Annotated in this window: 13 protein-coding genes; 5 read left to right on the forward strand and 8 right to left on the reverse strand. The window is 62.6% G+C overall.

The genetic code is table 11. The features are described 5' to 3' along the window. Positions 1–109: 109 nt before the first annotated feature. The gene (locus tag DAD186_RS11095; protein WP_065248329.1) at positions 110–478 is read right to left on the reverse strand and encodes a DEAD/DEAH box helicase family protein; all 369 of its coding nucleotides are present in this window, start codon (positions 476–478) and stop codon (positions 110–112) included. A 125-nt stretch (positions 479–603) separates the two neighbouring features. Here DAD186_RS11095 and DAD186_RS08700 point away from each other — a divergent pair, with 125 nt between their 5' ends. Beyond that, on the forward strand, positions 604–1173 hold the full coding sequence (locus tag DAD186_RS08700) for a hypothetical protein (RefSeq protein WP_065248330.1): 570 nt from the start codon (positions 604–606) through the stop codon (positions 1171–1173). A 33-nt stretch (positions 1174–1206) separates the two neighbouring features. On the opposite strand, the gene DAD186_RS08705 is transcribed toward DAD186_RS08700, so the two are convergent. The 7 genes from DAD186_RS08705 to nrdF all read right to left on the reverse strand — a co-directional run bounded on the left by DAD186_RS08705 (position 1207) and on the right by nrdF (position 10175). Further along, positions 1207–2079 carry an Abi family protein gene (locus DAD186_RS08705; protein WP_065248331.1) on the reverse strand — a complete coding sequence of 291 codons (873 nt, stop codon included), beginning with the start codon at positions 2077–2079 and terminating at the stop codon, positions 1207–1209. A 280-nt stretch (positions 2080–2359) separates the two neighbouring features. Continuing rightward, entirely contained in the window at positions 2360–4897 is a 2538-nt protein-coding gene (locus tag DAD186_RS08710; RefSeq protein ID WP_065248332.1) for a glycoside hydrolase family 31 protein, read from the reverse strand. Between the two features lie 179 nt (positions 4898–5076). Beyond that, complete coding sequence (locus tag DAD186_RS08715; protein WP_065248333.1) at positions 5077–5394, reverse strand: type II toxin-antitoxin system PemK/MazF family toxin; 318 nt, start codon at positions 5392–5394, stop codon at positions 5077–5079. A 1-nt stretch (position 5395) separates the two neighbouring features. Further along, positions 5396–5629, reverse strand: a complete 234-nt coding sequence (locus tag DAD186_RS08720) for a ribbon-helix-helix domain-containing protein (protein WP_065248334.1) — start codon at positions 5627–5629, stop codon at positions 5396–5398. 143 nt (positions 5630–5772) lie between these two features. Further along, positions 5773–8211 carry a glycoside hydrolase family 3 protein gene (locus DAD186_RS08725; protein ID WP_082991166.1) on the reverse strand — a complete coding sequence of 813 codons (2439 nt, stop codon included), beginning with the start codon at positions 8209–8211 and terminating at the stop codon, positions 5773–5775. 402 nt (positions 8212–8613) lie between these two features. Beyond that, positions 8614–8898 carry a GlsB/YeaQ/YmgE family stress response membrane protein gene (locus DAD186_RS08730; RefSeq protein ID WP_065248336.1) on the reverse strand — a complete coding sequence of 95 codons (285 nt, stop codon included), beginning with the start codon at positions 8896–8898 and terminating at the stop codon, positions 8614–8616. A 305-nt stretch (positions 8899–9203) separates the two neighbouring features. Then, positions 9204–10175 carry a class 1b ribonucleoside-diphosphate reductase subunit beta gene (gene nrdF / locus DAD186_RS08735; RefSeq protein ID WP_236886240.1) on the reverse strand — a complete coding sequence of 324 codons (972 nt, stop codon included), beginning with the start codon at positions 10173–10175 and terminating at the stop codon, positions 9204–9206. A 230-nt stretch (positions 10176–10405) separates the two neighbouring features. Here nrdF and DAD186_RS08740 point away from each other — a divergent pair, with 230 nt between their 5' ends. The 4 genes from DAD186_RS08740 to DAD186_RS08755 all read left to right on the forward strand — a co-directional run bounded on the left by DAD186_RS08740 (position 10406) and on the right by DAD186_RS08755 (position 13566). Next, positions 10406–10627: a DUF6199 family natural product biosynthesis protein gene (locus tag DAD186_RS08740; RefSeq protein ID WP_065248338.1), complete on the forward strand. Its 222-nt coding sequence runs from the start codon at positions 10406–10408 to the stop codon at positions 10625–10627. 106 nt (positions 10628–10733) lie between these two features. Beyond that, positions 10734–11045, forward strand: a complete 312-nt coding sequence (locus tag DAD186_RS08745) for a DUF6199 family natural product biosynthesis protein (protein WP_065248339.1) — start codon at positions 10734–10736, stop codon at positions 11043–11045. Between the two features lie 203 nt (positions 11046–11248). Then, positions 11249–12226: a LacI family DNA-binding transcriptional regulator gene (locus DAD186_RS08750; protein ID WP_167550780.1), complete on the forward strand. Its 978-nt coding sequence runs from the start codon at positions 11249–11251 to the stop codon at positions 12224–12226. 35 nt (positions 12227–12261) lie between these two features. Next, positions 12262–13566 (forward strand): ABC transporter substrate-binding protein, encoded by a 1305-nt coding sequence (locus DAD186_RS08755; RefSeq protein ID WP_082991167.1) that lies wholly within the window; start codon positions 12262–12264, stop codon positions 13564–13566. Positions 13567–13582 lie beyond the last annotated feature (16 nt).

Here is a 13582-nt window from a genome sequence, read left to right on the forward strand (position 1 = left end):
ACGATTTCGCCGGTCTGACAGTCCAGGACCGGGCGAATGCGCAGGCGCACGTTGGTGGTGACGTTGTCTCCGCAGTTGAGCCTGGCCATCGTGGTGGATGAAAGCTCAGCTACCTCAGGCAAGTTTTACTTGAGCTGTCCTTCCAGTTCACAGTCGGAGGTACACATAAAGCATCATTCAACTCGTCAATGACGACCGCATCCCACGTATGCGAGCGAAGATCGTGAACGAAACGCTCCTGCTTAAGCGTGTCGATCGAGATGATGACCTTCTCGAAATACGAAAAAGGATTACTCGTCGCCGGAAGCTTTTGCTTCACCGCCTGCACGCCCCGCACCGTGAACAGCGCGCCATCTGACGTCTCCTCCACCGACGTCACGAGCCACGTTTCATCGCTCACCCGCACTAGTGAACCCGGCGGGGTCATCGCGAAAACGCCGCTCCCGTTGGCCGATGCATCAATCGAGGTCGCGCTCAAGGGGATCCTTCCTCGGGGGGACGAAAGGCGGCGAAAGGGGGCGAAACCATTGTGGCACGAGGCGATACATTCGATGGCCTCAGGCATACTGGACCTCGACACGCCTGTTACAAAGGAGCACGCCAATGGCATCACACTGGCCCGTCCCACCCAAGAACGAGCGCGGTGACGTTCTGCTCTCCTCTGGGCCCGGCAGTATGTTCCGGTGGGGCTACGGAGGCGCATGCGCGCTTTTCGCCGTGCTTTTTGCGGTGGCGCTCGCGATTCTCATCCTTTCAGAGGACCAGGCTTCAAGCGGCGAACGTGCCGTGCAAGCGATCGTGTTCGGCGGCTTCATCGTGTTTTTCGTCTTCGGATTTTTGCTCTTCACCAAGCAGGGCGTGTGGGCCACGCGAGAAGGGATTCTCATGCGCTCTTTGCCGGGCACGGGAAAGTTCCTCCCCTGGAGCGAGATCAACTCCTTGGAGCCAGGCCAGCTCATCGGCACACGCCTTCGCACCCTCGTCGCGCACACGGCGCGCGGCGAGAGCGTAAAGGTCCCCGTGTACTACAGATGGGGCACGTCGAGCGTGAGATTCAGCGCGAAGCTCACCCCCGAAGGCTCCCGCCTCGTTGGCCCCGACAACAACCCCGCGGTTGTCCTCCCCCAGTTGCTTGAGCTGCACCGGCAGAACCAACTCGGCGGGCAACTCTGAATTAGTTCAACTACTCGGCGAATACTGGAAGGCCTACCTCGCCCACAGTGCTAGCTCCTCCCACTGTGCAGGGGCGCCAGTACGGCTAAGAGGAACCAAAGCATTCACGGGATAAGTAGCCATCAGAGACGGCAAGTGCTCAGCTCGCGACAAACCAAGCTGACGATGCAGGTATTGAATTAGTGAAAGTTGGCCAAAGACCTTGTTCATCGCGCCTGCGATAGGGGTCAACCGAACATCATCATTCAACTTGGGCTTGAGGTCGTAGACACGATTGAACATTCGCGCGTGGTGCGCGGCGAGGTTGCGAAGTACATTAAGCGACTTGAGCCATGACTCCAGTTGAGGTGCACTTAAGCCACACCGTTCAGCCATCCGGTTCCGGGCAAGGCCCGGAGACATTCCATAGAGGTGGGAAATCATCCCCCAGTCCATGATCTCCACGGCCGCCCAAATTGGCATCTCGCCCTGATACTTTCGCCGATGGTGGCCTACGAAATCCTCTTTTGATCCGCGCAACGCGGAGTCATACTTCTCCCGCCACACTTCATACCTACTCTTACGGTCTCGCTGACGTTGCCGAGCCTGCGGACCTAAGTGTTCGGGGACGAGGTGGATGAGCGGGGCAATTCTGCCGAGCTCATAGCCGAGCATGGCACGAACGGCCATTTCAACCCGATCCAACTCGCGGAAGATCCCGTATCGAAGCCTCTCATCGAATTCGTACAGAGCAGCGACGAGTTCCAATGATGCACCGTCAATAAATTTCTCAGTAGCTACTCCATTTTTCGGATTGAACTTCAGTAGTGGGTACCAGTACCCCGACAAGCGGTAATAGTTGAATCGCTGCAGGAAGCTTTCGGCCCAGGCCCGGTCGTCGATCTGCAGGCCTCGCTTGCGGAGCAAATCGACCTGCTCCGCATAGGCCTAAATTGCTTCGCATGGACCATGCATCCCCCGATCCCCCGTAAACAAAGACCGGCCCTGGACTCCCACCGAGGTGGGCAGCGGAACCGGTCATGTTGCCTCAACGATACCCCGGGGCATGCTGGAGACAAGCAATGCGACTCTAGCTTTAACCCATGTCTCAACCTTGGCACGCGCGTAGGAGCCCTCCCCCGCGCCACCTCGTGGCGGCGCGAAAGGGAGGGCTCGATGTGCTTGCTGAAGGGCAACCGGGTGCGGTTTAGCCCCAGATCTCCGCGACGGCTGCGATGAGCGAGGGGCTCGCCTGCTCGTAGTCAAACGTGCGCGGCAAATGGCCCGACGGCACCTTGCCAAACGCCGAAATCTCACGCATGAGCGAATCGGGGCGCTTCGCGGCCACACCGGCGATCGCCTGCTTGAGCGTGAAGCCAATTTCGGCGTCGTTCACGAGTGCACGAAGGCGCGCGTAACGCGCCTCGCGGCCCTTCTCGGTGTCGTCGAGAACCGTGCCGAATCCAGCGCTCGTGAGCGTTGCTTCCTCCCCAACCTTGAGGCCGGTGACGGTGATCGTCGACGCGTGTGGCGCGGGCCGATCAGCCGGGCTGAGCTTGCGAACGCGGAGCTCATCGGCAAGTTTTTCAACGCCGGGGGCGAAGGTGGCGTCGGAGCTTTGCGCCTCCAGATCCCCAAACCCAGCCGGGTCATGCCCGAGCAGCCGCACGCGCCACTCGCGCCGCTCGAGCGCCTCGCGCGCCACCTCGGGGGTGTCGGCGGGGATCATGATGCTGAGGGAGTTTTCCGACGCCTGCACGGCCACGCGCACGTGACTCCACACGAGGTCGTCCCCCGCCTTCCATTCTTCGTGGAGCGTGAACTCGCCATCGTCACCCGCGGCAACGATCAGCTCGAGCACCTCGGGGTTGTCCTCGATTTTTTCGGGGACCTCACCTGCCGGCGTAAGCGGAAGAATGCCACCGGCGCGCACGAGAACGGGGATCGAGCCGAGCGGACGGAACATTTCCTGCGTGAACGCGCCCGAATCGGGGCTGCCGTAACGCTGCTCGGTGAACAGGTCGAACCACATGCCGCCCGGCAGAATCGGCTCAACACTGCCGCGGCCCACATCCTTCGCGGCGGGGCGCGTAATCGGCGCGACGAGAAGCTCGGATCCGAACAGGTACCCCTGGTCGTTGCGATACGCGGGGTATTGCGGCGCCTCGAAATACACGGGTTCGACGATCGAGCGACCCTCGTGGTGGGCGCGGTAATTCATCGAGTGCAGGTACGGCACGAGGCGGTGACGAAGGCGCAAATGCGCCGCCTGGATCTCGCCGTGCGGGGCCGGGAAGTTCCATGGCTCCTTCACGGCGAACGGAGAATTCGACGAATGCAGGCGGTTGATCGGCGAGAACACACCGAACTGCACCCAGCGGGTCGCGAGCTCGTTATCGCGAAAGCCCTCCATGTGCCCGCCGATGTCGTGGCTCCACCAGCCGTAGCCGATGTTCGCCGCGGCCGCCGTGAAACCCGGCTGGAACGCGAGCGACTCCCACGTCACGATCGCATCGCCCGAGAAGCCCACGGGGTAACGGTGCGAGCCGGGGCCCGCAAACCGCGAGAACGTGAGCGGGCGCTCGATCGACCGCTCGCTGCGCGTGAAATGCTCGTGATTGAGCACCCACAGCGGGTCTACGCCCTCGACGCTCGAATACGGGCCCGACTGCCAGTCGATCCACCAAAAGTCCGTGCCCTCATCTTCGAGGCGCTTGTGCAGCACATCGAAATAGGCGTCCATGAACTCGTCGTTGTTCACGTCGAACGGGATCGCGGTGCCATCGGCGGGCTTGCCGAGCGCCTCGCACATCGCCTCATACGCTTCCTCGAAAGCCCGCACGCCATCGGCCGGGTGAATGTTGAGAGTCACGCGAAGGCCGCGCTTGTGCAGCTCCTCGAGGAACCGCTCCGGATCCGGGAACAGATCACGATTCCACGTGTACCCCGTCCAGCCCGAACCGTACTTCGGGTCCACGTCGGTGAGGTGCCAGTCCATGTCGATCACCGACACCGAGAACGGAATATCCTCCGCGCGGAACGCATCCATGAGCTCGAGGTAGCTCTCCTCGCTATAGCGGTGATAGCGCGACCACCAGTTGCCAAGCGCGAACTTCGGCACGATCGGCTGAGGGCCACTGATCGCGAAATAATCCCTCACCGCGGCCACGTGATCGCGACCCGCCGCGAACACGAAGAGGTCGATGCTGCCTTCCTCGGCAGCGCGGGCGCGCAGGCGACCGTCGGAATCAAACACCATCGAGTTCGAATCATCGATTTCCGCATACCCCACCGCCGAGTTCACGCCCGGCTCAAGCGGAATCTTGCCGTCGGCAACATCAAGCGTGCGGGCCGCGCCACCGAGGTTCCCATCGAGCGCGCGCTGGGTCTCCCCGCTCAGGGCCAGTTGGCGATCCGCGGGAAGCGACAGATCCTGCCCGTACCGCCACACCGAGTGATACGCCGAAACACCGCCCTTGACCTCAACCTTGAGGCCGTTCGCCGTGAACGGGCCGCGATCATACTCGAGGTAAAAGTTCTCCGTCTCGACCGTGAGCCGGCCCTGGTACTCGCCAATCGAGTACTCGGAAGGATCCAGCACCACGTCGCGATTGATCGCGAAGGTCGACGGGCGATCCTCGAACTTGCCACTCGGCGAATACTCGAGGCGCACCACGCGCGGCGTGACCGGCGTGATCCGAAAGTGCTCGCCGACGAGTTCAGCGGGAAGGGCAATATCAGGCATGAAGTCTCCTCATCTCGCGCGAGCCCCGCATGGACTCACCCTGCCAGCCTACGTGCGGGATCTGGGCCGATGCCGTGCGACTTTATGAAAAAACCAGAGCGTGCAGCCCCTTAGAGGGGGCCGCAGCCCTGGATTTTTCATCGAGAGTGACGCACGGAGTGTGCCACCGGCGCCTCTGCTTAGCTCTCGAGGGGCCTCGCGTCCAGGTCGAAAGCCATGATCGCGGCCATCGCTAACGCACGCTCCTGATCGGGCTGAAGGAAGCCAATCGTTCGACCGAGGAGCGACGAAGGGATCGTGACCGTGTTGTCGAGAGAGGCGGCAGAGCGGTGGTCGAGGCCGTTACGCTCCCCTAGCTCAACTTCGCACGAGAGCCCTTTGACCGTCGAGGTGATGGGCGCGACTGTCACCTTCGTCATCGCGCTACGAGCGGCCTCTCGCGTCAGCACAAGAACCGGCCGAGTCTTGTCGAGCTTCGCAAGGCAGATTTCACGCACGTCAGTCCTCGAATGAGGCGTGGTGCGCGGTCCACTCCACGAGGGAGTCGAGATCATCCTGCGGGCCTTCCGCATTCACGATTGCAGCGTCCACAAGAGCCGCTTGCCGCCTCTTCTCTCTTTCCAGAGCGACGCTCACGAGGTCAGCTCGGCTACCGGCGGCTCCTGTGGACACACTCCGGTCAAGGAACTCCACGAGGTCGTCTGGAAGACGCAAGGAAATTTGCACCGTCATGCCTGCACCCTACCACCGCGAATCCCACTTTGGGATGCACCGCTACTTATGCCGCAACAGCAACGATCACGGCGAACCACGCCACAGTAGCCACCTCTTCAGAGCCAGAGATGTAGCCATGCCCAGGGAAGGGAGGCCGCCACCTACATAAGGTTGCGGCGGCCCTTTTCGGCACTCGTCGCATGCCCCTGCGGGTTGGCCTCGAGCACGAACCGAAGCACGTGCAGCGCCGTGCGCTGAAGCTCGCCGAGGGTGAGGCCACCGTCGGAACCAAGCGAATCCTTCACGCCCGTATCGCACGTATCGCCACCGTGCTCCTTGCTGCCGGGCATGAGCACGTCGATGCCACCGCGCACGCGGTAGGCGCTGTCACGCAGGGCCGGGAAGTTCGGATCCTCCACCATGCGCATCCACCAGTCGGTCATCACGAGGCCGTCGAAACCGAACTCTCCGCGCAAGATCGTCGTCACGAGGTCGTAGCTGTAGTGGCCCCACACCCCGTTGATCTTGTTGTACGAGGTCATGATGGTCTGCGGCTGCGATTCCTTCACCATGATCTGGAAACCGCGCAGGTAGATTTCACGCAGTGCACGCTCACTGACGCGCGAATCGGAGAAGATGCGGTTGTGCTCCTGGTTATTGGCCGCGTAGTGCTTCGGGCACGCCGCGACGCCCTTGGACTGCACGCCGTTCACGATCGCGGCGCCCATGAGGCCAGTGAGCAGCGAATCCTCGGAGAAATACTCGAAGTTTCGGCCACACAGCGGATCGCGTTGAATATTCATGCCGGGGCTGAGCAGAATGTCGGAGCCCTTGGCGAGCATCTCCTCCGCGTGAAGCTCGGCAAGCTCGCGCACCCCCTCGGGATTCCACGTCGAAGCGAGCGCGGTGCCGCACGGCAGAAGCGAGGCGAACGCGGAAACACGCAGGCCAGAGGGGCCATCGGTCGTGATCGCGGGCGCCACACCCCGCTCGCGCAGGGACTCGGTCACGCCGCCGAGCGCACCGGCATTGCCGCGCACACCAAGGGGGCTGTCCATGGTCGTGTCACCGTAGGCGAGGGCAACGAGATCCTCAGTTCCGACGGTTGCCACGAACTCCTCGAGGCTCACCTTCCCGGCGCGCACCTCCTCAAATGAGGGCGCGGCAGCACCCTCGGCGGGGGCGGGGAGCTCCTTGGGCAAGTGCTCAAGGATGCGGCGGGCAAGGTCACGCTGCTCCTCGGGGGCGGGTTCGTATCCGAGGGTGGCCTCGCCATCATCGCCCCGCGTGAGGATCATGCGGTCAAACCCGCAGCCCTTCTGGATCGGCGAGGCCTCTTCGAGCTGCTGCACAACGATCAGGTTTTCGATCTCGATCTCGCCGGCAAGCTCGGTGTCCTTCACGTTTTGGCCCACGTGCAGGCGATACGTGCCGGGCTCGAGCACGTAGGCGCTCCTGTGCCCCGTTGCTCCCGAATCGTCGTAGGAGGCGAAGTCGCGAAGATCAACGTCGAGGCTCACCGTGGCGCTTTGGCCAGCGACAACGCTGCCGGTGCGGGTGAAGGCCGCGAGGCGGCGCGCGGGCTGGGAGAGCTTCCCATCAGGGGTTTCAAGGTAGGCCTGCACAACCGTGCTGCCGCTTCGCTCGCCGGTGTTCCTCGCCGTGAGCTCGATGTGGGCGCGGGTGGCGTCGGACCCAAAACTCTCATGGCCGAGCGAGAACGACGTGTAGCCGAGCCCCTCCCCGAAGTGGAACTGCGCGGCGCCCGGGGCGAAGGTCTCGTAGTAGCGGTAGCCCACGAACACGTCCTCGACGTAGTTCGTGACGTCCGGGTCGCCGAAGTTCTGCGCACTCGGGGCGTCCTCGTAGCGGCGAGCGATCGAAGCGGTGAGGCGACCGCCGGGCTCCGTGACGCCGGTCAGGACATCCGCGAGCGCATGCCCCGATTCCATGCCGCCCGCCCACGCAATCACAAGCGCGGAAAGCGGGTAGCGTTCCGCCCACGACAGGTCCATGACGTTGCCGGCATCGATCACCACGACCGTGCGCTCAAACGCGGCACTGACCCGTGCGATCAGGGATTCTTCCTGCTCAGTGAGGAAGTACGAGCCGGGCGCGAGCTCCGCATCGCGGTCCTCTCCCGCCGCTCGGCCGATCACCACAATGGCCACATCGTTGCGCCCCGCGGCGGCGTTGATCTGCTCATCCTCGAGCTCGAGCTCCGGATAGTGCGTGGGCCACTTGCCCCACACCGTGCCCGGATCCGCGGGCTGCTCCTCACTGAAGCGGTCGTAGGCCGCAGCGAGCTCCTCATCGACCTTCACGGCGCCCGATTCGCGAAGCGCATCCGTGAGGTTCGAAATGTACGGCGGGTTCACATCGCCACCCGAGCCATAGCCGACGGCCAGCCAGTCCTTCGCCGTGCGACCAAAGAGAGCGACGCGGCTCTCGGGTGCAAGCGGCAGCACGCCGTCATTGCGAAGAAGCACCGTGCCCTGCGCGGCGAGTTCACGTGCCTTTGCCGCAAGCCGCGGATCGAGGCGGCGATCAGCCGAGGCCTCGGCGGCGGTCGAATGCTGGGACATCGTTTCGTGACTCATGGCGCTCCTCATTGATGCTCTCATCGAGGCGCCGAGTGGCCCCGGCGCCTCGCGGTAGTCCCAGCTTACTGGCCCTCTCCCCTTGTGTTGCAAAGCTCAAACGCCAACGCTCGCCTTGCTCAGCCCCTTCCGGGCTCTGCCGCGCCACATCATGAAGAAAATCCCCCGATAGCGCCGCCCCGGCCCCACCCCAGGCCAATTTCTTCATATTTTGTGACGCAATGGGGAAAGGAAGGTACCGCGGAAAGGAAGGCACCGTAACCCGGGGAAAGGAAGGCAGCGCGCCCAGGGACCGAAGAAGACGCAGCACCGGGACTACCAACCCCGGCACAAAAAATCGCCCGCCCCCGAAACCGGGGCGGGCGATTGCGCTATGCGCTTGTTTTTATTGATGCGTCACGATCAGTTGTCGGACTTCGTGAGCAGTCCGTAAATGAACATGACCACGAGAGCGCCGATCACCGACAGGAGGATCGTCCACAGCGACCACGGGTTGTCGAGGAGCGAGCTCCAGCCGCCGTCGCCGAAGAGACCACCGATGAGGCCACCGACGATCGCACCGATGACACCGAGGATGATGGTCATCCCCAGGCCCATCGACTGCTTGCCCGGCATGACTGCGCGAGCGATGAGGCCGATGAGGCCGCCGATGATGATCCACGAAATGATTCCCCAAATAAAAGGCATAGGAGTGACTACTTTCTTCTCGAGTGAACCAGGCTCACAGGAATCCCGGGCGCTGTTGGCGAACCTGGGTTAGCTCACGTGCCCGGCGGTTGAAAAGTCGTCAACCATCATCAATCCTACCTGGGAGCCCCTTCCACGAAACTGCACGTCATCTGAAATTTCACACCTCTTTACCGAACACGCAGTACACCTTTGCTGGAGCACCACAACTGCGCCTCTCGCCACGGCGGCGCCTCACAAAGAGTGGGCGGCACGTCCACACACGTGCCGCCCACTCTTTTCTCAGTCGCGAAGACCTTTTCGGATCAGAAGTCCCAGTCGTCGTCTTCCGTTTCGACGGCCTTGCCCATGACGTAGCTCGAGCCGGAGCCCGAGAAGAAGTCGTGGTTCTCGTCGGCGTTCGGCGAGAGCGACGCGAGGATCGCGGGGTTCACCTCGGTGGCTTCCTGCGGGAACAGTGCCTCGTAGCCGAGGTTCATGAGCGCTTTATTGGCGTTGTAGCGGAGGAACATCTTGACGTCCTCGGTCCAGCCGACCGGGTCGTAGAGGTCTTCGGTGTATTCCTCTTCGTTGTCGTAGAGGTCCATGAGCAGGCTCATCGTGTAATCCTTGAGCTCCGCCTGGCGCTCGGCCGACTGCTGCTCCACGGCCTTCTGGTACTTGTAGCCGATGTAGTAGCCGTGAACGGCCTCGTCGCGGATGATGAGGCGGATGATGTCGGCGGTGTTCGTGAGTTCGCCGCGGCTCGAGTAGTACATCGGCAGGTAGAAACCCGAGTAGAACAGGAAGCTCTCGAGGAGGGTCGAGGCGACCTTGCGCTTTTCGGGGTCGTCGCCGGTGTAGTACTCGAGAACGATCTTCGCCTTCTTCTGGAGGGCCTCGTTGTGCTCGCTCCAGCGGAAGGCCTCGTCGATCTGCTTGGTGTTGGAGAGCGTCGAGAAGATCTGCGAGTAGCTCTTTGCGTGCACGGATTCCATGAACGCGATGTTGGTGTACACGGCTTCTTCGTGGGGAGTCACGGCGTCGGGAATCAGCGAAATGGCGCCGACGGTTCCCTGCACGGTATCGAGCAGCGTGAGCCCGGTGAAGACGCGCATCACGAGTTCCTGCTCCTGCTCGTTCAGCTTCGACCAGCTCTGGATGTCGTTCGAGAGCGGCACCTTTTCGGGAAGCCAGAAGTTGCCTGTGAGGCGATCCCACACTTCCTGGTCTTTGGGATCTTGGATGCGGTTCCAGTTGATGGCCTGCACGCTGTGCTTGATGTGGTCGGTGTTCACGCTCATCCTTTCGCAACGATGGTTCTCAGCAGGCGTCGGACTCCAGGCCGGCTTGGCCGGCTGCCCCATCCCTGCCAGCGTAAGCTCGGGGGTTCCGACGCTTGCCCACGCGGCATTCTCGCCCATCCTAGCGAGCCGAGCCGACGGCTCGATGAGGTTCGAGCGGCTTGCTCTCAGCGGAGCGTTTTAAGGTGAGCCGTAGATCACACCCGCAGTAGTCAGGATCCCTCATGCCGTTCGTTTCGCTCGTGTTTGTCTTGTTCATCCTCTACGGCGCAGCGATGGCTGTTTTCCCCTTCCAAACGTGGGAGATCACCATGGCGTGGGCCTATAAGGATCGCGAGGCGAACGAGCCCAGCCCGGCAGGCCTGGCAATCATGAGGGTGGGCGGCGCCATCATCGTCATGGGGGCGATCGCCATGTTTGGCTATTACCTTCAGGCCGCGGGGTAGGGGTGGGGCTCGTGGGTGTGGCGGGTATCCCGCTCGCAGTCGTGTGGGCGATGGTCACGAACACGGTCACGAACGGTGAGGGATACAAGCAGATGGGAGCTCAATCATGCCGTTCTTGGCAGTGATCGCACTTGCGCTGTGCCTCGTTTTCGCGCTGTGGTACGCGATTTCGCCGCAGCATCTGTGGCGCACCTTTTACTCGTGGCGCTACCGGGACCGGGAGGCGAACGAGCCGAGCGAGACGACGTACTTTCTTCAGCGCGTCGGCGGCATCGTGGGGTCAATCCTCGCGGTTATTGGCATCATCGTGATCATCGCCCTCGCGCTCGATGGCCAGGCAAAGGAGTACGAGCGGAGGAAGCAACTCGAAGGCCAGCAGCTACAGGTCCAAACGGTGGTCCACTTCCCGGAAGCGTGACCATCACCCCCGCTTACACCGCGAGCGTGTAAAACGCGCTGTCTAGCCCGCTGAGTGGTGCAATTTGACATCCTTCTGGTGGCACACGTTACAGTGACTGGGAGCGCTCCCACCGGGTGTGCGTCACGTAGTTCTTCCGCTGCGAGGCGCGCAAAACTCCGCAACGCATGGGTGCGCGCAACTCAGCGAAGAGGAGGACACACGTGGCCACAATTAACGACGTTGCCCGTGCCGCAGGCGTGTCCCGCAGCACGGTCTCGCGCGTGCTCAACGGTCAGATCTCCTCCCCCGAAGCGCGCGCCAAGGTCGAAAAGGCCATCGCTGAAACCGGGTATCGCGCCAACGCGCACGCGCGCTCCCTCGCCTCGGGCAAAAGCAACGTGTACGCGGCGATCCTCACCGAACCCTACGGCGAGCTGTTCGAGGACCCCACCTTCGGGCGGATGCTCCAGGGCATCAACTCCGCACTCGTGGGCACCGACATTGCCCTCAACCTGCTCTTCGCCACCACCGACGAGGAGCGCGAACGCACAATGCGTCAGCTTGCCCCGAACCGGGTCGACGGCGCGCTCGTGCTCTCGCCCCACATCGACGATCCGCTGCTCGAAGCAATGAACACCGCGATTCCCACGATCGTTCTCGGCCCCCTCGTCGAAGACCGCGAGAATACGTGGACCGTGACGATCGATGACCGCCAGGGCGGCGAGCTCGGCGCGCGCCACTTGCGTGAACGCGGTGCCCGCCGCATCGCAATCATCGCGGGACCAGACTCGGCGCAGGGCGCCCACGATCGCGTCGAGGGCCAGCTCTCGGCACTCGGCACTGCCCCGCTCGAGGTCATCCACGCACCCTACTCCACCGGCGGAGGCGCCCTAGCTACGCGAGAGCTCCTCGCGCGACACCCCGACCTCGACGGCATCATGTGCGGCTCCGACCGTCAGGCGCTCGGCGCCCTCGCCGTCCTCCGCGAGGCAGGCCGAAGCATTCCCCACGACGTCAAGGTCGTGGGCTTCGACGACCACGCGTTCGCCGCCGAAACGACCCCGGCACTCACGACCATCGCGCAGCCCATCTTCGAGGTCGGAGCGAGCGGAGCACGCCTCCTCAACGCCCTCAGCGAACGCCAACCAATCCAGTCGCTCACGCTTCCCACGACCCTCGTGGTGCGCGAAACGACCTAAAGCTTCCACGCACGAAAGATTCAAAGGAGAACCTCATGACAGACAGTTGGATCCACGAGATCCCCGCGTCGGTCCGCGCGGTCCGCGAGGCCACCGCGAGCCGTCGCGCCGTTCTTGGCGCGGGAGCCGGCGTGAGTGCGCTCGCTCTGCTCGCAGGCTGCGGCGCGAACACCGACCCGAACACGGTCACCGTCGGATCCCACCAGAGCGATGCGATCCCGAAAAAGGCCGTTCTGGACATGCTGAGCTCGTGGAAGGGCGGCAAGGTCGAGATCAACACGGTCGATCACGAAACGTTCAAAGAGAGCATCAACAACTATCTCCAGGGCAACCCCGATGACGTGTTTACGTGGTTCGCGGGCTACCGCGCGCGCTTTTTCGCCGAGCGCGGCCTCGTAAGCGACTTGAGCGACGTGTGGGAAAACATCGATGGGATGCCCGAGTCGATGAAGGTCGCCTCCTCCGCCGACGATGGGCGGCTCGTGTTCATCCCGTGGAACTACTACCCGTGGGCCGTGTTCTACAAGCCGAGTGTGTTCGACAAGCACGGCTGGAGCGTTCCCGAAACCTTCGACGAATGGCTCGCCCTCAACGAGGACATCAAGACCGCGGGAATGACTCCGATCGCGTTCAGCGATAAGGACGGCTGGGAAGCCATGGGCACATTCGACATGCTCGACCTGCGCGTCAACGGCTACGACTTCCACGTCTCGCTCATGGCGGGCAAGGAGTCGTGGGAAAGCGAAGAGGTCAAGAACATCTTCGCGGCCTGGCGCGAACTCCTCCCCTACCAGCAGGCTGATCCTCTCGGGCGCACGTGGCAGGAAGCCGCGCAGTCGATGCTCAAGGAAGAAACCGCGATGTACACGATGGGCATGTTCATCGACCAGCAGTGGGCAGAGAGCGACGACCCAGAAGACCTCGACTTCTTCACCTTCCCCGAGTTCGATCCGTCGATCGGCGCGGACGTCGTCGAAGCCCCCATCGACGGCTGGATGATGGCGGCCAAACCCCACAACGAAAAGAAGGCGAAGGAACTCCTCACGTACCTCGCGACGGCCGACGCCATCCAGTACAAGCTCGATGCCGATCCTTCCGTGATCTCACCGCGCACGGACCAGGATCAAAGCAACTACTCGAAGCTCCAAAAGAAGGCCGTGGACCTCATTACCAACGCGAGCGCGATCTCGCAGTTCCTTGACCGCGATACGCGCCCCGACTTCGCCTCGACGGTGATCAGCCCGTCGCTGCAGAACTTCCTGAAGAACCCCGACTCGATCGACTCGATCCTTCGCGACATCGAGAAGCAGAAGAAGTCCATCTTCCCTGCCGAGTCCTAACCCCTATTTCGACCTC

This window comes from Dermabacter vaginalis, from assembly GCF_001678905.1.
GTDB classification, from domain to species: Bacteria; Actinomycetota; Actinomycetes; order Actinomycetales; family Dermabacteraceae; genus Dermabacter; species Dermabacter vaginalis.

Excerpts from the sequence above, each read along its gene's own strand:
- DAD186_RS08700 (WP_065248330.1), top strand. The coding sequence starts at position 604 with ATGGCATCACACTGGCCCGTCCCACCCAAGAACGAGCGCGGTGACGTT.
- DAD186_RS08710 (WP_065248332.1), bottom strand. The coding sequence starts at position 4,897 with ATGCCTGATATTGCCCTTCCCGCTGAACTCGTCGGCGAGCACTTTCGG.
- DAD186_RS08720 (WP_065248334.1), bottom strand. The coding sequence starts at position 5,629 with ATGACGGTGCAAATTTCCTTGCGTCTTCCAGACGACCTCGTGGAGTTC.
- DAD186_RS08725 (WP_082991166.1), bottom strand. The coding sequence starts at position 8,211 with ATGAGTCACGAAACGATGTCCCAGCATTCGACCGCCGCCGAGGCCTCG.
- DAD186_RS08730 (WP_065248336.1), bottom strand. The coding sequence starts at position 8,898 with ATGCCTTTTATTTGGGGAATCATTTCGTGGATCATCATCGGCGGCCTC.
- DAD186_RS08740 (WP_065248338.1), top strand. The coding sequence starts at position 10,406 with ATGCCGTTCGTTTCGCTCGTGTTTGTCTTGTTCATCCTCTACGGCGCA.
- DAD186_RS08745 (WP_065248339.1), top strand. The coding sequence starts at position 10,734 with ATGCCGTTCTTGGCAGTGATCGCACTTGCGCTGTGCCTCGTTTTCGCG.
- DAD186_RS08755 (WP_082991167.1), top strand. The coding sequence starts at position 12,262 with ATGACAGACAGTTGGATCCACGAGATCCCCGCGTCGGTCCGCGCGGTC.